This window comes from Shimia sp. R10_1, from assembly GCF_017744095.1.
GTDB lineage: Bacteria > Pseudomonadota > Alphaproteobacteria > Rhodobacterales > Rhodobacteraceae > Shimia.
In genome coordinates this window covers 198,091-219,472 of sequence record NZ_JAGHQX010000008.1, presented here as the reverse complement: position 1 = coordinate 219,472, position 21,382 = coordinate 198,091, and the positions used below count along the sequence as shown (strand labels likewise).

The following is a 21,382-nucleotide window of genomic DNA, read 5'->3' as shown; positions in this document are numbered from 1 at the left end:
CCTGCCCAAGTCCTGAAAGAGGCGCCATAAAAAAGCGCCGCTCAATGGCGGCGCTTTCCAGTTTTGGCTCGAGAGGTTAGACGATCTCGCCTTCAAGGCCTTCGGTTGAGAGCCCTTCGAGTTTGGGCATCAGGCTCAAAAGCTCCCGCGTATACGCCTCTTTCGGGGCAGCAAAGAGAGTTTCGGTGTCAGCCACCTCCACCATCTGTCCCTGGCGCATTACGCCCACCCGATCACACATCTGGCGCACCACCGGCAGGTCGTGACTGATGAAAAGCATGGTCAGGCCCAGATGCTCCTGAAGATCCTTGAGGATGTTCAGGATCTGCGCCTGAATGGAGACATCGAGCGCCGAGGTTGGCTCGTCACAGATCAGGAAGCGCGGCTGGGTCGCCAGAGCACGCGCAATCGAGATCCGCTGGCGCTGACCGCCGGAGAACTCATGCGGGTATTTGCGACCGGCTTCAGAGCCAAGCCCCACACGCTCCAACAATTCATCCACACGGTGCTGAATGGCGTCGCCTTCCAGAAGCTTGTGGTGACGGACAGGCTCCGCAATGATCTCATCCACCCGCATGCGCGGGTTGAGGCTTGAGAACGGATCCTGAAAGATCATCTGGATCTGACGGCGATAGCTTTCCAGATCCTTGGCGGTCTTGAGGCTTGTCACCTCCTGATCGTCAAAGAAGATCTTACCCCCGTTGGTTTGATAAAGCGTGGCAATCATCCGCGCGACGGTGGATTTGCCTGAGCCACTTTCCCCCACGATGCCAAAGACCTCGCCTTCGCGGATGTCAAAGCTGACCTTGTCCACGGCAGTGAAGTATTTGCGCCGCGACGGGATGATCGAGCCGCTCTGCAGGAAGGTTTTGGTGAGCCCTTCGACCTTCAGAAGCGTGCCGGATTTGGTCGGCTCAGGCCGCGCCCAGTTGCGCGCCAGATCGTCGATGTGAAACGCGATCTCACGGCCCCCGTAGGAAAGCTGCGGGAAGCGGTGCACTTTCAGCGTGGGGCGGGGCACAGCGGCGATGAGCGATTTGGTGTACTCATGCTGAGGCGCGCCCAGCACCTGCTCGGTGGTGCCGCTTTCGACGACCTCCCCCTGATACATCACGGTCACCTTGTCGGTGGTGTCCGCAATCACACCCATGTCGTGGGTGATCAGGATCACGCCGGTCTGACGCTCCCGCGCGAGCTCCTTGATCAGCTCAAGGATCTGCGCCTGAATGGAGACGTCGAGCGCCGTGGTGGGTTCATCCGCGATGATCACATCCGGCTCTGAACAGAGCGCAAGCGCAATCACCACCCGCTGGCGCATGCCGCCGGAAAACTGGTGCGGATATTGATTGATGCGCTCATCCGGGTTGGGAATACCCACGCGATCCAGCAGTTCAATCGCCCGTTTCTTGCTGTCTGCATCAGAGAGCTTGAGATGGAACTGGATGGTTTCTTCCAGCTGCTGACCAACGGTCAGAAGCGGGTTCAGCGAGGTCAGCGGGTCTTGGAAGATCATGGAGATCTTGGCCCCGCGCAGCGCGCGCATGCCTTCGGCATCGCGCCCGCTGATCGCCTCTCCTTTGAAGCTCACCGTACCGCCCGCGATATGACCGGGACGTTCGAGCAGCCCCATCACGGCGGCGCCGATGGTGGATTTGCCCGCACCGGATTCACCCACAAGACCGTGGATTTCGCCGGGCTCCACCGCGAGGTTGGCTTTGTTCACCGCCACAAAGAGCTTGCGACGGGTCGGGAAGTGGACCGACAGGCCCTCGATATCAAGAAGTGTATCGCTCATCACTGCAGCCTCGGGTTCAATGCATCACGCAGCCAGTCGCCCAGCAGGTTCACAGACAGCGCCAGCGCCAGAAGCGTGGCGGAGGGGAACAGCAAAATCCACCACTCGCCGGAGAACAGGAACTGTTGCCCGATGCGGATCAGCGTGCCCAGCGAAGGCTGGGTCGGCGGTGCGCCCACACCAAGGAAGGACAGCGTCGCCTCGGCAATAATGGCCAGCGCCAGAGAGATGGTTGCGATCACCAGCACAGGCGAGAGCACATTGGGCAGAATGTGGCGCAGCATGATGATACCCCGGCCCCGTCCAATCATACGCGCAGCCTGCACATATTCTTTGTCCTTCTCCACCAGCGTTGCCCCACGCACCACGCGGGCAAACTGCACCCAATCCGATAGACCAATCGCAAGGATCAGCACCCAGATCGCCATCGTGTCCTGATGCTCAATCGGCGTGATGCCCTTGGCGATGCCAAAGATCAGCATGGCCACCAGAATGGCGGGGAAGGTCAGCTGCACATCTGCGGCGCGCATGATGATGGTTTCCACCCAGCCGCCAACATAGCCCGCAATCAGGCCCAGCGTGATGCCCAGCACCATGGCAAAGAGCACGGCAGAGAAACCCACAAACAGCGAAATCCGCATGCCGTAAAGGATGGTGGAGAACACATCGCGCCCCTGATCATCTGTGCCCAGCCAGAAGGTGTCTCCGGTGAAATCATTGGCGGCCATCGGCGCGGTGAAGCCGTTCATCAGATCCAGTGAGCCCGGATCAAACGGGTCATAAGGCGCAATCAGCGGGGCGAAGATGGCGCTCAGCACCAAGAGCATCACCACAAGGAAGGACACCACGGCCACTGGCGAGCGGCGGAAGTTGTAAGCGAAGTCGCTGTCCCAGGCTTTCGCCAGTCGGGACTGCGGCGCGGTTGAGGTTTGGTCAGACATCAGTGCGCCCCCTTACCATCCGTGCGCAGGCGCGGATCGATTGCAAAATAAAGCAGGTCAACGATCAGGTTGATCGCCACAAACATCACCGAAATCAACATGAGATACGCCGCCATCACCGGGATATCGACAAACTGGATCGCGTTGATGAACAGCAAGCCAACACCGGGCCATTGGAACACCGTTTCGGTGATGATCGCAAAGGCGATGATCGAGCCAAGCTGCAGACCTGTGACGGTGATCACCGGCACCAGTGTGTTTTTCAGCGCATGACGGAAGTTCACAGTGCGCGCCTTCAGACCACGGGCCCGGGCAAAGCGTACATAATCCTGACGCAGCACTTCCAGCATCTCAGAGCGCACGAGGCGCATGATCAGCGTCATCTGGTAAAGCCCGAGCGTGATCGCCGGCAGGACAATCGCCTTCAGGCCCGACGCGGTCAGCAGACCAGTGCTCCACCAGCCGAGCTGCACCACGTCTCCCCTCCCAAAGGAGGGCAGCCAGCCAAGCTCCACCGCAAAGATATATATGAGCAGGATACCGATCAGAAAGGTTGGCAATGACACCCCAATCAAAGAGATCGACATGATCGCATTCGCCATGAACCCATCTCTGCGGATTGCGGTGAAGACACCCAGGCCGATGCCTATGGTGATCGCCAGAAAGCCACTTACAGCTGCCAGCTCCAGCGTGGCGGGCGCGCGCTCCAGAAGGATCTCCCCCACGGGGCGGCCCTGGCGATAGCTCACGCCAAAATCGCCCTGCACAGCGCCTTCGAGAAATTTGTAGTATTGGACCGGGAAAGGCTCATCCAACCCCAGTTCTGCCCGCAAGCGGGAAATATCTGCATCCGTGCGTTCCTGACCCAGCATATTGTCGATGGGATCACCGACAAAGCGGAACATGCTGAAAGCAACAAGCCCCACGATCAGAAGTACCAGCGCGGACTGCAACACTCGTTTAATGACATACGTCAGCATCACTGCGTCCCTTTGTTTTTATGAGCGGTCCTTGCGCCCTTCTGGAGAGAGGGTCAAGCAAAGCAAAAGAGGCGTCGGAGTGTTGCCCGACGCCTCGTTTTTATGCAGTTTTATTGCACGCTCACCCAGCGCAGAATAAAGAAGTTATCCGGCCGTTGAGTCAGGGTGATATTGTCACGTGCGCCCCAAACCAGAGGTTGCACATACATCGGCACATAAGCGGTTTCATCCTGAAGAATCTTGGCTGATTCATCCAGCATCGCCTGACGTTTGCCATCATCAATCTCAGATTGGATCATCGGCAGAAGCTCATCAATGCGGGCGTTGGAGTAGCCACCAAAGTTCCAGCTGCCCAGCTTTTTCTCAGCATTTGGCGTGGACGCCAGGAAGCGGATCGGATGCTCTGCATCAAATGTGCCTGGGGACCAGCCCAGCAGATACATGTCAAAGTTATCGGCGCGCAGTTCCGGCCAGTAGTTTTGTACAGGCATCGCATCAAGCTGTGCCGTGATCCCCACCTTTGCGAGCATGGATGTCACTGCCTGACAGACCGCCTCATCATTCAGATAGCGGTTGTTCGGGCACTTCAGACCAAACGCAAACCCATCAGCATAGCCTGCCTCTGCCAACAGAGCCTTGGCACCATCTACATCAAAAGCGGGGCGGTCTGCGTTGGCAGCGGAATAGCCGCGCATCGCCGGGCTGACGAGCTGGCTCGCAGGTTCCGCGTTGCCGCGCATGATGGTTTTGAGGATCGCGTCGACATTTACGGCCTTCGCCACGGCTTCCCGCACGCGCGCATCTTTGAACGGGTTTGGCTTGCCCGCATCCGCGCCGTATTTCAGCTCATCCGCGTCTTGGGCGAAACCCAGCATGATCACGCGGGCTTCGATGCCCTGAATGATCTGAACACCATCCTGCCCCTGAAGGCGCGCGGCGTCCTGAATTGGCACCGGGTTGATCATATCCACTTCGTCAGACAACAGCGCGGCCACGGCGGTGGCGGCGTTCTGGATCGGCGTGAATTCCGCTTTGGTGATGTTGTGGGTGGCTTCGTCCCACCAGCCGTCATGCGGCGCCAGCTCCGTGCGCAGGCCGGGCTCCCGTGCGGTCACTTTGAACGCGCCCGTTCCATTGGCATTCAGCGTGGCGTAGTTGCCATTTTCTTTGTCTGGCAGGGCCGCGCTGTTGGCCTCTGCCCAGCCTTTGTCCATGATCATCCAGTTGGCAATGCTGTCTGGGAAGATCGGGTTTGGTGCGCTGGTCAGAATGTCGACAGTATAGGCATCCACCACCTTCACGTCAGACACAGGTGCAAACCAGCTGCGCGTGTCAGACACCTCGCTTGAGGCGCGCTGATAGGAAAACAGCACATCTTCCGCATCAAAAGTCGCCCCGTCATGGAAAGTCACGCCTTCGCGCAGGAAGAAGCGCCAGCCTTCGCCCGCGCCAATCGGCTCCCAGCTGGTGGCCAGCGCGGGTTGCACCGACATGTCTTTGCCGCGGCGCACAAGCCCCTCATAGACGTTGTTCAAAAACCCCAAAACCGGCGCAGAGTTCACTGCATGCGGGTCCATGGTTTGCGGGTCCGTCGTGCCCGCCCATTTAAAAGTCTCTGCCATTGCAGGCGCAGCGCAGACCGCTGCAGCCAAAGCGGCTGACATCATGCGTTTCATAGTGTTCCCCTGTTCGCATCGCTGCCTCAGGCCGGCAGCCATAGGGCCCAATGTCACCTCACCAAACCGTGAATTGCAAGGTCCGAACACCTTTTTGTGAACAGGTTAAGCCGATTAATCTCAGAGGCTTGCCAGATCAGCGGGGTTTGGCGCAGCGCATACCCTCCTGAGATTTTTCCGACCAAAAGCTGAGCGGTGTGGCAGAGTGCTCTCCATATGATTGATTTAGGATCTTGCCATGATTGACGTAAAAACCAGTGAAGACGCGCGTTTTGTTGAAATCACTATGACAGCGCCGATTTCAGAAGACGACTACACAACCACGCTCGCACCTGCGATCGACAAGGCGATCGAAACCGCAGACCACATCCGCCTGCTTGCGATTGTTGAGGGCGGCATGAGCGATTTCACCTTCGGCGCCCTGCGCGAAGACAGCCGTATGGGCCTAAAGCACTGGCGCGGCTTTGATCGGGTGGCTCTGGTCACAGACGATCCTGGCATCCAGCGTATGGTCGGCATGTTCAGCGTGTTTATGCCCTGCCCTGTCGCCCGGTTCTCACTGGCGGAGGCGGACACAGCCAGGTTGTGGCTGCGCGAAAGCCTCGGGTCGATTCAGATTGATGCGCTTGCAAAAGACACAGTGGTGGTCCGCCTGATGGGCAAACTCGACTCCGAGACCTACGCTGGCAAATCTGAGGATTTGGACAGCGTCTTTGCCACCATGGGTGAGATTGGGCTGGTGATCGATCTGCGGGAATTTGACGGCTGGCAGGGTCTTGGGGCACTCAAGGAACACTTTGCGTTGGCCCATTCGCATGTTGGCCAGCTGCGCCGTGCAGCCATTGTCGGTGACGCAGGCTGGCAGGCCATGGCCTCCAAGTTTGGCAAACATGTCGTCGGATTGGACGCCGAGCACTTTGCAGCCTCCGCCTATGAAGAGGCCATCGCCTGGGTGCAAGCGCCGGACTGACATTTTCAGATTCCCCAAGCTGCCATCACCAGCGCAAAAGCGCGGCGGGCGCGTGCTGGTGAGCGCGTGTTTCTTTGTTTGGGCTGTCTTGGGGTGCGGGCATAGAAAAAGGCCGCCCCGGGGGACGGCCTTTCCATCAAAAATCAGAGGCTCTGATTATTCGACGATTTTGGACACAACACCGGAACCAACGGTGCGGCCGCCTTCACGGATCGCGAAGCGCAGGCCGGCTTCCATTGCGATCGGTGCGATCAGCTCAACGTTGAACTTCAGGTTGTCGCCAGGCATCACCATCTCGGTGCCCGCTGGCAGTTCAACAGTGCCGGTCACGTCAGTTGTACGGAAGTAGAACTGTGGACGGTAGTTCGCGAAGAACGGGGTGTGACGGCCACCTTCGTCTTTGGTCAGAATGTAGGCTTCTGCTTCGAACTTGGTGTGTGGGTTCACGGAACCTGGCTTACACAGAACCTGGCCACGCTCAACCGCTTCACGGTCAACACCACGCAGCAGCGCGCCGATGTTGTCGCCCGCTTCACCGGAGTCCAGCAGCTTGCGGAACATTTCAACACCGGTACAGGTGGTTTTCTGAGTGTCTTTGATGCCAACGATTTCGATTTCGTCGCCAACGTTGATCACGCCACGCTCAACACGGCCGGTCACAACAGTACCGCGGCCAGAGATCGAGAACACGTCTTCGATTGGCATCAGGAACGGCTGGTCAGTCGCACGTGGTGGCTGTGGGATGTACTCGTCAACAGCCGCCATCAGCTCAGCAATTTTCTCTTTGCCGATGTTGTCGTCGCGGTCTTCCAGAGCCGCCAGAGCGGAGCCAGCGATCACAGGGATGTCGTCGCCTGGGAATTCATACTCAGACAGCAGCTCGCGGATTTCCATTTCCACCAGCTCGAGCAGTTCTTCGTCGTCAACCTGGTCCACTTTGTTCATGAAAACAACCATGGCAGGGATGCCAACCTGGCGGCCCAGCAGGATGTGCTCACGGGTCTGTGGCATTGGGCCGTCTGCTGCGTTCACAACCAGGATCGCGCCGTCCATCTGCGCCGCACCGGTGATCATGTTTTTCACGTAGTCAGCGTGGCCTGGGCAGTCAACGTGTGCGTAGTGACGTGCTTCGGTTTCATATTCCACGTGCGCAGTGGAGATGGTGATGCCACGTGCTTTTTCTTCAGGCGCGCCGTCGATTTCGTCGTACGCTTTGAAGTCACCAAACTGTTTGGTGATCGCTGCGGTCAGCGTGGTTTTGCCGTGGTCAACGTGACCAATGGTGCCGATGTTGCAGTGCGGTTTACTGCGCTCAAACTTTTCCTTAGCCATGATGGCCTCCTTAATGTTGAGAGGGGAAGCGGGCAGCCCGCTTCCCAAATTTCGTTATGCGTATTTCGCTTGGATCTCGTCGGAGATGTTCTGCGGAACTGGATCGTAGTGGTCGAACTGCATGGTGAACTGAGCACGGCCGGAAGACATCGAACGCAGGTTGTTGATGTAACCGAACATGTTGGCCAGAGGCACAAATGCGTCGATTGCAACAGCGTTGCCGCGAGGCTCCTGACCAGACACCTGACCACGACGGGAGGTGAGGTCACCAATGATGCCACCGGTGTATTCTTCCGGTGTGATCACTTCCACTTTCATGATTGGCTCAAGCAGTTTCGCGCCGGCCAGTTTCATGCCTTCACGCATTGCCATACGAGCTGCGATTTCAAAGGCCAGAACGCTGGAGTCCACGTCGTGGAACTTACCGTCGATCAGAGCAACTTTGAAGTCGATCACAGGGAAGCCAGCCAAAGGACCGGAGTCCATGACGGACTGAATGCCCTTTTCAACACCTGGGATGTATTCCTTTGGAACAGCACCACCAACGATGCGGCTTTCAAAGGAGTAGCCCTCGCCCGCTTCAGTCGGCATGATTTCCATTTTGACTTCAGCGTACTGACCGGAACCACCAGACTGTTTCTTGTGGGTATAGGTGTGCTCGATCGCCTTGGAGATCGTTTCACGGTATGCCACCTGCGGTGCACCGATGTTGGCCTCAACCTTGAACTCACGCTTCAGACGGTCCACGAGGATGTCCAGGTGAAGTTCGCCCATGCCCTTCATGATGGTCTGACCGGACTCGAGGTCGGTCTCAACACGGAAGGATGGGTCTTCGGCTGCCAGACGCTGCAGACCCTGAGACATTTTCTCTTGGTCAGCTTTTGTCTTTGGCTCAACAGCGATTTCGATCACCGGATCCGGGAAGGTCATGGTTTCCAGAACCACCGGATCGTTGGTCGCGCAGAGCGTGTCACCGGTTGTGGTGTCTTTCAGACCTGCCAGCGCGATGATGTCACCCGCAAATGCTTCGGTGATTTCTTCGCGGTTGTTGGAGTGCATCATCATCATACGACCGATGCGCTCTTTACGACCTTTGGTAGAGTTCAGAAGCGTGTCGCCCTTGTTCAACACACCGGAGTAGATCCGGGTAAAGGTCAGGGAGCCCACAAACGGGTCGTTCATGATTTTGAACGCCAGGCCGGAGAACGCCATGTCGTCGTCTGCACGACGGGCAATGTTACGCTCTTCGGTTTCGTCACCCGGTGCGAAGCCCATGTAATCCACAACGTCCAGTGGGGACGGCAGGTAGTCGATCACAGCGTTGAGCAGAGGTTGAACGCCTTTGTTCTTGAACGCGGAGCCGCCGAGAACCGGAACGAAAGACAGAGACAGAGTGCCTTTGCGCAGCAGTGCGCGCAGTGTTGGCACGTCAGGCTCTTCGCCTTCCAGATAGGCTTCCATGGCATCGTCGTCCTGCTCGACGGCGTTCTCAATCATCTTGGCGCGCCATTCGTCGGCCAGATCTTTGAGTTCGTCGCGAATAGGTGCTTTGATCCAGGACGCGCCCAGATCTTCGCCCTGCCACAGCCACTCTTCCATGGTGACCAGATCAACCAGGCCTTCCAGCTCGGTTTCTGCGCCGATCGGGAACGCGATTGGAACAGCGGTTGCACCGGTGCGGTCTTCAATCATGTTCACACAGTTGAAGAAGTCAGCGCCGATTTTGTCCATCTTGTTGACGAACACCATACGCGGAACCTTGTAGCGGTCAGCCTGACGCCACACGGTTTCGGTCTGAGGTTCAACACCAGCGTTGGCGTCCAGAACACAGACGGCACCGTCGAGAACCGCCAGAGAACGCTCAACTTCGATGGTGAAGTCAACGTGGCCTGGGGTGTCGATGATGTTCAGACGGTGCTTTGGGGTATCAGCGGTTTGGCCATCCTCGGTGCGCTCCCAGAAAGTGGTCGTCGCAGCGGAAGTGATGGTGATACCGCGTTCCTGCTCCTGCTCCATCCAGTCCATGGTGGCTGCACCATCGTGCACCTCACCGATGTTGTGGGATTTGCCGGTGTAATACAGGATGCGCTCGGAGCAGGTGGTTTTACCTGCGTCGATGTGCGCCATGATACCGAAGTTACGGTAATGTTCGAGCGTATATTCGCGTGCCATTGGTCTAATGTCCTCTGGGCTTTACCAACGATAATGGCTGAAGGCTTTGTTAGCTTCTGCCATTTTGTGAGTGTCTTCGCGCTTCTTAACGGCGGTACCGCGGGAGTTCACGGCATCCAGAAGTTCACCAGCCAGGCGTTCTTCCATGGTGTTTTCGTTGCGGCCACGCGCAGCACCAATCAGCCAACGGATGGCCAGGGCTTCGCGGCGCTCAGGGCGCACTTCGACCGGAACCTGATAGGTGGCACCACCCACACGGCGGGAGCGAACCTCAACCGATGGTTTGATGTTGTCGAGTGCTTCGTGGAACACTTCAACAGGGGCGCGCTTCACCTTGTTTTCAACGCGGTCCAGCGCGTTGTAAACGATCTTTTCGGCAACAGATTTCTTGCCGTCGATCATCAGGTTGTTCATGAATTTGCTCAGAACCTTGTCGCCAAATTTGGCGTCAGGCAGAATCTCGCGTTTTTCGGCGGCGTGACGACGTGACATATCAGCCTCTCCTTCTTACTTAGGACGCTTCGCGCCGTACTTCGAACGACGTTGCTTACGGTCTTTGACGCCTTGGGTATCCAGAACACCACGCAGGATGTGATAACGGACACCCGGAAGGTCTTTTACACGGCCGCCGCGGATCAGAACCACAGAGTGTTCCTGAAGGTTGTGGCTTTCACCTGGGATGTAAGAGATCACTTCGTAACCGTTGGTCAGGCGCACCTTCGCAACTTTACGCATAGCGGAGTTCGGTTTCTTAGGCGTGGTGGTGTACACACGTGTACATACGCCGCGCTTCTGAGGGCACTGCTCCAGGTGCTGTGACTTGGAGCGCTTGATTTTAGGCTGACGCGGTTTGCGGATCAGCTGCTGAATCGTTGGCATAGGGTCTCTTTCCTATTGCTTCCATTTGTACGCCAAGCCGAAGCTCAACGCGGTTATCGGGTCTTTCACAACTTGTGCATGCACAAGCGCAAAAACCGCAATCGTTTCCATTCCGAGGCAAACGACGCGGTGGAGTCTCAGAGGTTGCGGCCTTCAAAGTAGACCGGAACTTGACCACTACAGGTATGAAACGGCGTTAGGCAGACTAAGCCCATTGCCGGATGACGCGCGTATATGGGGAGTCGGCAAACTTGTCAACAGCTGCCCCCTGTTGCGCTGATCCGCCACTGCTGCCAAGGTGCAACCAGCAAGACACAAGGCGCGTAAGATGCAGAGCAGAGACATGCAGGTCATTGGCCTGTGCCGGTTTTCATACCCGGCATTGGGCGGGTTTCAAGTGGAACATGACACGATTGAGGACCGCATCGCCTTTCTCTATCAGGAGCACCGGCTGGAGGAACGCTTTAAGCTGTTTGAGGCCATTGCCCTGCCCTGCCTGCGGGAACAGAGCGACCAGAACTTTGAGCTGATTGTCGTGATCGGCGACAGCCTGCCCAAACACCACAGAGAGCGGCTGCAGGACATCACCGCCACCTTGCCACAGGTCCGGATCGAAGCGCACCCGCCCAAGCGGCACCGTTTATTGATGAAAGACATCATCAACCGCGCGCGCAAAGATATGAAAGCCCCCTGCCTGCAGTTTCGTCATGACGATGATGATGCCATCTCAGTGGATTTCATAGAGCGGCTGCGCGCAGCTGTGGACGATGTACCGGGTCTTTTACGCGACAATGCGACCGTAGCCTTTGACTGGAACCGGGGCTACATCGCCGAAATGAGTGCGGCAGGCATTGCCGCCACCGACACAGTGCGCAACCTCTATGTTGCCGCCCTTGGCATGTATGTGCGCGGCGGCGTGTCCCAGACCATCATGAACTTTCGCCACGGCATCATGAACCAGCATATGCCCACCGTCTCTTTCACCGATACGCCAATGTGGCTGCGCACCCACAATGGCTATAACGACAGCCGCCAGAAGAAGGTGAAACCGGTGCCAGTGGCCCCCCTAAGCGCCGCGCAAGAAGAGGAATACCGCCTGCGCTTTGCGGTGGATGCGGATCAGGTGCGCGCGCTGTTTGCCTGAGACAGGCGCCGCCCGCGGATCAAGGTGAAGACCCCGGCCCCGACCACAATCGCAGCTCCGGTAAGAGTAACCGTGTCTGGCCAATCCCCAAACACCAGATAGCCCAACATCAGCGCCCAAAGCAGGCTGCTGTAGCGGAACGGTGCGATGAAACTGATCTCGCCGACACGCATCACCAGCACCGAAAACAGATAGCCCCCCAAAATGAACACCGCGGCACCAATCAGCAGAACCCATTGGTCTGTGGTGAGCGACACCCACTGCGTGCCAAGGCTCGCAACACCCGCAAACAGCATGACCCCAAGGGAGGCGACAAGCGTCACGGTGAGGGAGGGCACCTCAGATGACATCTTGCGCGTTGCCAGATCGCGCAACGTGACAAAAGCAACCGCGACCAGCGCATAGAGCGCGTATTGATCAAAGCCGTCAGGCCCGGGACGCACAATCAAGAGCATCCCACAAAAGCCTGCGGCAATCGCCAGCGCCCGCCGCCAACCAACGGTTTCGCCAAAAAACAACGCCCCGCCCAAGGTCACCGTCAAGGGCAGGATCTGCAAAACCGCCGTCACATTGGCAATCGGCATGTGATAGAGCGCCGTGATAAAGAAATAGGCTGCCCCGATCTCAGAGAGCGTACGCAGCGCCACCAGGCTCCAGTCATGGCGCGAGAGTTTCCAACGCAGCTTGCCAAGCGATCTTGCCAGCAGATAGATCAGCGCGCTGGCCACCACGCCGCGCAGAAACAGCATTTGAAACAGCGGCACATCCGGCCCCAGCGACTTCACCATCGTGTCGTTGAACGTAAAGGCCGCCATGGAGCACATCATCAGAAGCGCGCCTTTGGTGTTATCTGAAATCGCCATCGGCCCCCTTCCCTTCGAGCAACCGCGCGACGTTAGGGCCGTGCGAGAGATTTGCCAAGCCCGGGTTTCCTCTTGCCAAAAATATCTTCACCGAAGGCAAAAGGGCCCCCGGCGGAATGCCGGGGGCCCTTTCAAAAAGTGGTTCAGCGTTCGACGGTTTAGTCGAAGTCGCGGCTTTCAGGTGTTTCCACCAGACCGCTGTCAAACACATCGTCTGCAGTCACATCGTCGGTTGGTGCTGCCAGACGTGCGGCGGCCTCGGCCTCCTCACGGCGGGCTTCGATCACCACGTTGTCACGCTCAGACGCAACGCGGCGCACCTGCTGTGTGGCCCCACCGGTACCGGCCGGGATCAAGCGGCCCACGATGACGTTCTCTTTCAGGCCGACCAGCTTGTCTTTCTTACCTTGGACAGAGGCCTCGGTGAGAACACGGGTGGTCTCCTGGAACGATGCCGCGGAGATGAAGGAGCGCGTTTGCAGCGACGCTTTGGTGATACCGAGCAAGATCGGCTCACCCTGAGCAGGACGACGGCCTTCGGCCAGTGCCTTCTCGTTGGCAGCGTCAAACTCGATCTTCTCAACGTGCTCGCCTTTGAGCAGGGTGGTTTCACCAGAGTCCTGGATCTCCCACTTCTGCAGCATCTGGCGCACGATCACCTCGATGTGCTTGTCGTTGATCTTCACACCCTGCAGTCGATACACGTCCTGCACTTCGTCGATCATGTAGTCCGCCAGCGCTTCAACACCCATGATGGAGAGGATGTCGTGCGGCGCCGGGTTACCGTCCATGATGTAGTCACCCTTCTGCACGAAGTCGCCTTCCTGCACTGGGATGTGTTTGCCCTTGGGCACCATGTATTCCACGGTTTCCTGGCTCTCATCAGACGGCTCGATCGCGATACGGCGCTTGTTCTTGTAGTCGCGGCCAAAGCGCACGTAACCATCGATTTCCGCGATGATTGCGTGGTCTTTCGGACGACGCGCTTCAAAGAGTTCGGCCACACGTGGCAGACCACCGGTGATGTCCTTGGTCTTGGCGCCCTCACGCGGGATACGCGCGACAACGTCACCGGCCTGAACGTCCTGACCGTCTTCAACAGACAGGATGGCGTCCACGGACATTGGGTAGTGTACCGGGTTGCCAGCATCGTTGCGCACAGGCTCACCATCCGCGTCCACAAGGATCACTTCCGGCTTGAGCTCGTTGCCCTTCGGTGCGGCGCGCCAGTCAGACACGATCTTCTGGGTCATACCGGTTGCGTCATCGGTTTCGTCACGCACCGACAGGCCGGTGATGAGGTCAACGAACTTCGCCTTACCATCCTTCTCCGCGAGGATCGGGAGGGTGTATGGGTCCCATTCAAACAGCTTGTCGCCACGACCAATGGTCTGACCATCAGTGACAAACAGCTTGGAGCCATAGCCCACTTTGTGGCTTGCGCGCTCTTCGCCGTCTTCACCTTGGATAATCAGCTTCATGTTGCGGCCCATCACCAGAGCTTCGCCTTTGGCGTTCTCAAGGATGTTGGCGCCTTCGAAGACGATCTTACCTTCTTGGCTGGCTTCCAGGAACGACTGCTGGCCACCTTGTGCAACCCCACCGATGTGGAAGGTCCGCATCGTCAGCTGTGTGCCAGGTTCACCAATCGACTGTGCCGCGATGATGCCCACGGCTTCGCCGCTGTTCACCAGCGTACCGCGTGCAAGGTCACGACCATAGCACATCGCGCAGACGCCTTCCTCAGCCTCACAGGTCAGTGGGCTACGGATACGCGCATTCTGCACACCGGCTTCGTCGATCGCATCCGCCATACGCTCGTCGATCAGCTGACCATGCGCGACCAGCACCTCATCGGTGCCCGGCTTCATGATGTCCTCAGCCGCAACACGGCCCAGGATACGCTCTGCCAGAGAGGCCACAACCTCACCGTCGTTCACAGCCGCTTCCGCGTTGATCGCCGTGTCGGTGCCACAGTCATGCATACGCACGATGCAGTCCTGCGCCACGTCCACCAGACGGCGGGTCAGGTAACCGGAGTTCGCAGTCTTCAAAGCCGTATCTGACAGACCCTTACGGGCACCGTGGGTGGAGTTGAAGTACTCCAGAACGGTCAGACCTTCTTTAAAGTTCGAGATAATCGGGGTCTCGATGATGTCGCCGTTCGGCTTCGCCATCAGGCCGCGCATCCCGCCCAGCTGCTTCATCTGTGTGACCGAGCCACGCGCACCGGAGTGGGCCATCATGTAAACCGAGTTTGGCTCCGCTTCGGCGCCGCTCTCGTCGGACTTACCGGCGGAGATGGTGTCCATCATCGCGTCGGTGACTTTGTCGTTACACTTCGACCATGCATCCACAACTTTGTTGTACTTTTCGCCCTGAGTGATCAGGCCGTCCATGTACTGTTGTTCGAAGTCTTTCACCTGATCGCGGGTCTCGTCCACGATGCCCCATTTGTTGTCTGGGATCACCATGTCGTCTTTACCAAACGAGATGCCAGCCTTGAACGCTTCGCGGAAGCCCATGGTCATGATCTGGTCACAGAAGATCACGGACTCTTTCTGACCACAGTAGCGATAGACGGTGTCAATCACGTTCTGCACGTCTTTCTTCCGCAGGAGCTTGTTCACCAGCTCAAACGGCGCCTTGTTGTTCTGCGGCAGCAGCGCGCCCAGACGCACACGGCCCGGGGTGGTTTCAAAACGCTGCACCACTTCCAGACCGTTCTCGTCGATCTGTGGGATACGTGCAGTGATTTTGGCGTGCAGATGCACTTCACCGGCGTCCAGAGCGTACTGAACTTCCTCGATGGAGGAGAACACCATGCCCTCACCCTTCATGCCTTCACGCATGATGGTGGTGTAGTAGAGGCCCAAGATCATATCCTGCGAAGGCACGATGATCGGCGCACCGTTTGCAGGGGACAGAACGTTGTTCGTGGACATCATCAGAACACGCGCTTCCAGCTGGGCTTCCAGCGAGAGCGGCACGTGCACAGCCATCTGGTCGCCGTCAAAGTCCGCATTAAACGCAGAACAGACAAGCGGGTGCAGCTGGATCGCTTTACCTTCGATCAGGGTGGGTTCGAACGCCTGAATGCCCAAACGGTGCAGCGTGGGCGCACGGTTCAGCATGACGGGGTGTTCGCGGATCACCTCATCGAGGATATCCCATACTTCGGGACGCTCTTTTTCCACCAGCTTCTTGGCCTGCTTCACAGTGGAGGACAGACCTTTGGCTTCCAGACGGGAGTAGATGAAAGGTTTGAACAGCTCCAGCGCCATCTTCTTGGGAAGACCACATTGATGCAGCTTGAGTTCCGGACCGGTCACAATCACCGAACGGCCAGAGAAGTCGACGCGCTTACCCAAAAGGTTCTGACGGAAACGACCCTGCTTACCTTTCAGCATGTCAGAGAGCGATTTCAGCGGACGCTTGTTGGCGCCGGTGATCACGCGGCCACGGCGGCCGTTGTCAAACAGCGCATCCACAGATTCCTGGAGCATCCGCTTTTCGTTGCGCACAATGATGTCAGGCGCACGCAGTTCGATCAGACGCTTCAGACGGTTGTTCCGGTTGATCACACGACGATAGAGATCGTTGAGGTCGGACGTCGCAAAGCGGCCACCATCCAGCGGCACCAGTGGGCGCAGCTCTGGCGGGATCACAGGGATCACGGTCAGGATCATCCATTCCGGACGGTTGCCGGACTCGATGAAGCTCTCAACCACTTTCAGACGCTTGATGATCTTCTTGGGCTTCAGCTCACCGGTCGCTTCGGCCAGATCAGCGCGCAGCTGGTCTGCTTCGGCTTCCAGATCAATCTGGGCCAGCATCTCACGGATCGCTTCCGCACCGATGTTGGCGGTGAAGGCGTCCATGCCGTACTGGTCTTGGGCGTCCATGTACTCTTCTTCGGTCATCATCTGGCCGTAGGTCAGATCGGTCAGACCGGGCTCAATAACAACGTAGTTTTCAAAGTACAGAACACGTTCCAGATCACGCAGTGTCATGTCCAGCATCAGACCGATGCGGGATGGCAGCGATTTCAGGAACCAGATGTGTGCCACTGGCGCAGCCAGTTCGATGTGGCCCATGCGCTCACGGCGCACTTTCTGCAGCGTGACTTCCACACCACATTTTTCGCAGACAACGCCGCGATATTTCATGCGCTTATATTTGCCGCAGAGACATTCGTAGTCTTTGATCGGGCCAAAGATACGCGCACAGAACAGACCGTCACGCTCTGGTTTGAACGTCCGGTAGTTGATGGTTTCCGGCTTTTTGATCTCACCGTAGGACCACGACAGGATCCGCTCAGGAGATGCGAGAGACACTTTGATCTCGTCAAACGCCTTCTGTGGGGTCAGCGGGTTAAACGGGTTGTTCGTCAGTTCCTGGTTCATTTTGATACCTCAAATTTGGTTGGGAGAGTTGGGGGTGGTGAGGGCTTGCGCCCTCACTCCTCAATCTCCGAGTCCAGGAGTTCCATATTCAGGCCGAGGCCACGGACTTCTTTGACCAGAACGTTGAACGATTCTGGGACGCCCGCTTCAAAGTTGTCCTCGCCCTTGACGATGCTTTCATAGACCTTGGTCCGGCCTGCCACGTCATCCGACTTAACGGTGAGCATTTCCTGCAGGGTGTAGGCGGCGCCGTAAGCTTCCAGAGCCCAGACCTCCATCTCCCCAAAGCGCTGACCACCAAACTGTGCCTTACCACCCAGCGGCTGCTGTGTGACGAGGGAGTATGGGCCAGTGGAACGCGCGTGGATTTTGTCATCCACCAGGTGGTGCAGTTTCAAGAGGTACTTGATGCCCACAGTCACCGGACGTGCAAACTGTTCACCGGTACGACCGTCAAACAGGATGGACTGACCGCTTTCAGAGAAGCCAGCACGCACCAGCGCGTCGTTCACGTCACCTTCTTTGGCGCCGTCAAAGACCGGGGTCGCGATTGGAACACCACGGGTCACATTGCCCGCCGCTTCCAGAAGCTGACCTTCGTCCATGCCAGCGATGCCTTCTTCGTAGACATCTTCGCCATAAGCCAGACGCATCATTTCGCGCACAGGGGTCAGATCGCCAGAGCGACGGTATTCCTGCACCGCGTCGTCAATTTTCAGACCAAGGCCACGTGCGGCCCAACCCATGTGGGTTTCAAGGATCTGACCAACGTTCATACGCGAAGGCACACCCAGTGGGTTCAGACAGAAGTCAACCGGCGTACCGTCCTGCAGGAATGGCATGTCTTCCATAGGCACAACCTTGGAAATAACACCTTTGTTCCCGTGACGACCGGCCATCTTATCGCCCGGCTGCAGCTTACGCTTCACCGCGATGAAGACTTTGACCATCTTCATCACACCTGGTGGCAGATCGTCGCCGCGACGGACTTTCTCGACCTTGTCCTCAAAGCGGTGCTCAAGCGCACGCTTCTGGATCTCGTACTGCTCGTTCAGAGCCTCAACAACCTGTGCGTCGGCTTCATCTTCCAGCGCCAGCTGCCACCATTGGCCGCGGCTCAGGCTGGCCAGCAGTTCCTCTGTGATCTCCGAGTTGGATTTCACACCGCGAGGGCCTTTAACAGCCACTTTGCCGAGGATCATGCCTTTCAGACGGGCATAGATGTTGCGGTCCAGAATGCCGAGTTCGTCGTCACGGTCACGCGCCAGACGCTCGATCTCTTCACGCTCGATCTGCAGCGCACGCTCGTCTTTTTCCACACCATGGCGGTTGAAGACACGCACTTCCACAACAGTACCGAAGTCACCCGGCTTCACGCGCAGCGAGGTATCACGCACGTCGGAGGCTTTCTCACCGAAGATGGCGCGCAGAAGCTTTTCTTCTGGGGTCATCGGGCTTTCGCCCTTCGGTGTGATCTTACCAACGAGAATGTCGCCCGGCTCAACATCCGCACCGATGTAAACGATGCCAGCCTCATCGAGGTTGCGCAGCGCTTCTTCACCAACGTTTGGAATGTCGCGAGTGATCTCTTCTGGGCCAAGCTTCGTGTCACGTGCGGCGACTTCGAATTCTTCGATGTGAACCGAAGTAAACACGTCGTCACGCGCGATGCGCTCGGAAATCAGAATGGAGTCTTCGTAGTTGTAGCCGTTCCAAGGCATAAACGCGACGACCACGTTCTTACCAAGCGCCAGTTCACCAATATCGGTGGACGGACCATCGGCAATCACCTCACCCTTCGCAACCGTGTCACCCACTTTTACCAGCGGACGCTGGTTGATGCAGGTGTTCTGGTTGGAACGCTGGAACTTGCGCAGACGGTAGATGTCCACACCCGCGTCGCCCAGCTCCAGATCGGAGGTGGCGCGGATCACGATACGCTGTGCATCCACCTGGTCGATGATGCCCGCACGCTTGGCCTGAATGGCCGCGCCAGAGTCGATCGCCACTTTGCCTTCGATGCCGGTGCCCACCAGTGGCGCCTCTGCGCGCAGCAGTGGAACCGCCTGACGTTGCATGTTCGAGCCCATCAGAGCGCGGTTGGCGTCGTCGTTTTCAAGGAACGGAATGAGCGAGGCCGCAACAGACACCAGCTGTTTCGGGCTCACGTCGATCAGATCCACATTTTCCGAAGCGGCCAGCGTATATTCGCCCGCCTGACGGGTGTTGACGAATTCGTTCACGAATTTGCCGTTGTCATCGAGCGCCGCGTTCGCCTGAGCAACAGTGTGACGCTGCTCTTCGGTTGCGGACATGTAGTTCACCTCGTCGGAGACCACGCCGTTCTCAACCTTGCGGTACGGTGTTTCGATGAAACCGTATTTGTTCACGCGGGCAAAGGTCGCCAGCGAGTTGATCAGACCAATGTTTGGACCTTCCGGTGTCTCAATCGGGCACATACGACCGTAGTGGGTCGCGTGCACGTCGCGCACCTCAAAGCCCGCACGCTCACGGGTCAGACCGCCTGGGCCCAACGCGGAGAGACGACGCTTGTGCGTCACTTCAGACAGCGGGTTGGTTTGGTCCATGAACTGCGACAGCTGCGAGGAGCCGAAGAATTCACGCACAGCAGCAGCCGCTGGTTTTGCGTTGATCAGGTCTTGCGGCATCACCGTGTCGATCTCAACAGAGCTCATACGCTCTTTGATCGCACGTTCCATGCGCAGCAGGCCAACGCGGTACTGGTTTTCCATCAGCTCGCCAACGGAGCGCACACGACGGTTGCCGAGGTGGTCGATGTCATCGACGTCGCCGCGACCATCACGCAGATCCACCAGCGCCTTGATGCAGGAGATGATGTCTTCTTTGCGCAGGGTGCGCTGCGTGTCTTCGGCATCCAGCGCCAGACGCATGTTCATTTTCACACGGCCAACCGCGGAAAGGTCATAACGCTCGCTGTCAAAGAACAGAGTGTCAAACAGCGCGCTTGCCGCTTCAACGGTGGGTGGCTCACCCGGACGCATCACGCGGTAGATGTCCATAAGCGCGGTGTCGCGGCTCATGTTCTTGTCAGCCGCCATGGTGTTGCGCATGTAAGGGCCAACATTGACATTGTCGATGTCCAGCACCGGAATGTCGGTGAAGCCCGCGTCGATCAGCTCTTTCAGAGAGCCGCCGATCAGGTCGCCGTCTTTGTCGTACTCCAGTGTCAGCTCGTCACCGGCTTCCACATAGATCGCACCGGTTTCTTCGTTGATGATGTCTTCTGCAACGAATTTGCCAACGATGTGCTCAAACGGCACCAGCAGCTCGGTGATCTTGCCTTCGTCGATGATCTTCTTAACAGCGCGCGGAGTCACTTTCTTGCCCGCTTCAGCGATGATCTCGCCGGTTGCTGCGTCCACCAGATCCATCACAGGACGGGTGCCGCGCACACGCTCAGGGAAGAACTTGGTGACCCAACCTTTGTTCTTCTCCAGTTTGAAGTTCACCGTGTCATAGTAGGCATTCATGATGCCTTCCTGATCCAGACCCAGCGCATACAGCAGGGTGGTCACAGGCAGCTTACGACGGCGGTCGATACGGGCATACACGATGTCTTTGGCGTCAAACTCAAAGTCCAACCAGCTGCCGCGATAGGGAATGATGCGGCAGGCAAACAGCAGTTTGCCGGAGGAGTGAGTTTTGCCTTTGTCGTGGTCAAAGAACACACCAGGGGAACGGTGCATCTGAGACACGATCACGCGCTCGGTGCCGTTCACCACAAAGGTACCGTTCTGTGTCATCAGAGGCATGTCGCCCATGAACACGTCTTGTTCCTTGATGTCTTTCACAGACTTCGCGCCGGTGTCTTCGTCCACATCAAACACGATGAGGCGCAGGGTCACCTTCAAAGGCGCGCTGTAGGTCATGTCACGCTGCTGACATTCTTCTACATCGTACTTTGGCTTTTCCAGCTCATAGTTCACGAATTCCAGAATGCTGGTTTCGTTGAAATCTTTGATCGGGAAAACCGACTGAAATACGCCCATGATGCCTTCGCCAGCGGTTGGCTGCGGTGCATCACCGGATTTCAGGAAAAGATCATAAGAGGATTTCTGAACCTCGATCAGGTTCGGCATCTCCAGCACTTCGCGGATCTTGCCGTAATATTTGCGCAAACGTTTCTGGCCAAGAAAGCTTTGAGCCATGACTATCGTCACCTTTCATTTCTCACCGAGCGCA

13 protein-coding genes are annotated in these 21,382 nt (G+C 57.5%); 2 read left to right on the top strand and 11 right to left on the bottom strand.

Translation table 11 applies throughout. The annotated features are described in order from the left end of the window. Positions 1–76 precede the first annotated feature (76 nt). From J7413_RS15935 to J7413_RS15920, 4 genes are all read right to left on the bottom strand, one after another. Entirely contained in the window at positions 77–1,795 is a 1,719-nt protein-coding gene (locus J7413_RS15935; RefSeq protein ID WP_209099960.1) for an ABC transporter ATP-binding protein, read from the bottom strand. Further along, on the bottom strand, positions 1,795–2,736 hold the full coding sequence (locus J7413_RS15930) for an ABC transporter permease (RefSeq protein WP_209099959.1): 942 nt from the start codon (positions 2,734–2,736) through the stop codon (positions 1,795–1,797). Before J7413_RS15930 ends, J7413_RS15935 begins: the two co-directional genes overlap by 1 nt. Continuing rightward, the gene (locus J7413_RS15925) at positions 2,736–3,716 is read right to left on the bottom strand and encodes an ABC transporter permease (protein WP_209099958.1); all 981 of its coding nucleotides are present in this window, start codon (positions 3,714–3,716) and stop codon (positions 2,736–2,738) included. Before J7413_RS15925 ends, J7413_RS15930 begins: the two co-directional genes overlap by 1 nt. A 110-nt stretch (positions 3,717–3,826) precedes the next feature. Then, on the bottom strand, positions 3,827–5,392 hold the full coding sequence (locus J7413_RS15920; protein ID WP_209099957.1) for an ABC transporter substrate-binding protein: 1,566 nt from the start codon (positions 5,390–5,392) through the stop codon (positions 3,827–3,829). A gap of 238 nt (positions 5,393–5,630) precedes the next feature. Between J7413_RS15920 and J7413_RS15915 the strand changes: the two genes are divergently transcribed. Continuing rightward, positions 5,631–6,362, top strand: a complete 732-nt coding sequence (locus J7413_RS15915; RefSeq protein ID WP_209099956.1) for an STAS/SEC14 domain-containing protein — start codon at positions 5,631–5,633, stop codon at positions 6,360–6,362. Between the two features lie 156 nt (positions 6,363–6,518). On the opposite strand, the gene tuf is transcribed toward J7413_RS15915, so the two are convergent. Genes tuf through rpsL form a run of 4 tightly spaced genes read right to left on the bottom strand, consistent with a single transcriptional unit; the run spans position 6,519 to position 10,745 of the window. Beyond that, the gene (tuf, locus tag J7413_RS15910; protein WP_209066146.1) at positions 6,519–7,694 is read right to left on the bottom strand and encodes an elongation factor Tu; all 1,176 of its coding nucleotides are present in this window, start codon (positions 7,692–7,694) and stop codon (positions 6,519–6,521) included. A gap of 54 nt (positions 7,695–7,748) precedes the next feature. After that, positions 7,749–9,866, bottom strand: coding sequence for an elongation factor G (gene fusA, locus J7413_RS15905; protein WP_209099955.1), 2,118 nt, complete (start codon positions 9,864–9,866; stop codon positions 7,749–7,751). A 21-nt stretch (positions 9,867–9,887) separates the two neighbouring features. Next, a complete protein-coding gene (gene rpsG, locus J7413_RS15900) occupies positions 9,888–10,358 on the bottom strand; it encodes a 30S ribosomal protein S7 (protein WP_132861092.1) in 471 nt (156 codons plus the stop codon). Positions 10,359–10,373: 15 nt separating this feature from the next. Further along, positions 10,374–10,745, bottom strand: a complete 372-nt coding sequence (rpsL, locus tag J7413_RS15895; protein ID WP_054000841.1) for a 30S ribosomal protein S12 — start codon at positions 10,743–10,745, stop codon at positions 10,374–10,376. A gap of 343 nt (positions 10,746–11,088) precedes the next feature. Here rpsL and J7413_RS15890 point away from each other — a divergent pair, with 343 nt between their 5' ends. Then, positions 11,089–11,889: a putative rhamnosyl transferase gene (locus J7413_RS15890; RefSeq protein WP_209100047.1), complete on the top strand. Its 801-nt coding sequence runs from the start codon at positions 11,089–11,091 to the stop codon at positions 11,887–11,889. On the opposite strand, the gene J7413_RS15885 is transcribed toward J7413_RS15890, so the two are convergent. The 3 genes from J7413_RS15885 to rpoB form a co-directional block, all read right to left on the bottom strand. Next, positions 11,865–12,752: a DMT family transporter gene (locus J7413_RS15885; RefSeq protein WP_209099953.1), complete on the bottom strand. Its 888-nt coding sequence runs from the start codon at positions 12,750–12,752 to the stop codon at positions 11,865–11,867. The two genes, J7413_RS15890 and J7413_RS15885, sit on opposite strands and share 25 nt — an antisense overlap. Before the next feature lie 158 nt (positions 12,753–12,910). After that, positions 12,911–17,158, bottom strand: coding sequence for a DNA-directed RNA polymerase subunit beta' (gene rpoC, locus J7413_RS15880; protein WP_209099951.1), 4,248 nt, complete (start codon positions 17,156–17,158; stop codon positions 12,911–12,913). Between the two features lie 53 nt (positions 17,159–17,211). Beyond that, complete coding sequence (gene rpoB / locus J7413_RS15875) at positions 17,212–21,348, bottom strand: DNA-directed RNA polymerase subunit beta (protein WP_209099949.1); 4,137 nt, start codon at positions 21,346–21,348, stop codon at positions 17,212–17,214. Between the last annotated feature and the right edge of the window lie 34 nt (positions 21,349–21,382).